Source organism: Campylobacter lari (assembly GCF_004357905.1).
Lineage (GTDB): Bacteria > Campylobacterota > Campylobacteria > Campylobacterales > Campylobacteraceae > Campylobacter_D > Campylobacter_D lari_D.
The window spans coordinates 1-1,119 of sequence record NZ_SMTT01000024.1 but is presented as its reverse complement, the minus strand read 5'-3'; the positions used below and the strand labels follow the sequence as shown (position 1 = coordinate 1,119).

Below are 1,119 nucleotides of genomic sequence, written 5' to 3'. Positions count from 1 at the left end.
GCCCACTATTAGAAATACCAAACAAATATTAATTAATTAAAAATAAAAAAATTATTTTTTTAGGATAAAATACATCCTTTTTAAAAACACATAAAGGAGATACATTGTTTTCAAATTTAAAAATAGGGACCAAAATAGTTGGAGTTGTAATTTCCATAGTAATGCTAGGTATTATAATCTTAGCAAGTATTTTTTCCATACAAGCTTCAAATATCTTACACACTGAAGCAGATAAACTACTTCAAATTAATGCTTTTAGATATGCAAATATCGTCCGTGGAGCAACAGAAAGTGTTTATTCAACTTTACTAGGAGTAGAAGATACTATAAAAAATACTATTTCAAATGAAAATAGTATTGATGATACAGAAGTGCAAAATATTTTAGAAGGTGTGCTTGATTCAAATGAAAAAATTGCATATATGTATGTTCATTTTTTTAATACCCCAATCAATCAAAATACCAACCCAAAACTACTTACAAATCAGCATAAATTTTTAATGTTACTTCATGATACTTCTTTAAAAACAGAAGGCGGCGTGCAATTAGTTCAAGCATATGATGCATTTTTACAACAACAAAGTATTAATAATGCTATATCAACACAAAAAGAATCAATAGGAAAACCTCAAATTTTCAACATCAATGGTGAAGAAATTTTTGCATACAATATTGCAATTCCAATCTTTAAAAATGGAAATATTATAGGTGTAGTTGGAGCTTTAGGAAGTTTAACGCATTTTAGAGGAGAGCTAACAGATCCAAAAAGAAGTATTTTCAAAGATGATCAAAGATTATTACTTGGTGCTGAGGGTCTAATAGCAGTTAGTCCTGTTTCTAAATTTACAGGAAAAAGTATTTCAGAAGCAAATCCTCATCCTAGTGCAAAAACATTAATACAATTACAAAAAGATAAAATAAATACTGTTTTTGACTTTACTCGCGCAAGCGATGGAAAGAAAAATAGAGCAGCAATAGCTACTTTTGATCTTTGGGATAACTCACAAGATGCTTGGTCTATTGTGACTATGGCTCCAGTTGATTCTATACAAATGCCTATTACAAAACTTATAACAACCATAGCATTTATATCTCTTTTTGTTATTTTAGTAATTGTGA

Annotated in this window: 1 protein-coding gene; it reads left to right on the top strand. The window is 28.7% G+C overall.

The annotated features are described in order from the left end of the window. Positions 1-104: 104 nt before the first annotated feature. Positions 105-1,119, top strand: a 1,015-nt coding sequence (locus E2O22_RS07790) for a PDC sensor domain-containing protein (RefSeq protein WP_133319979.1), incomplete at its 3' end; no start/stop codon positions are given.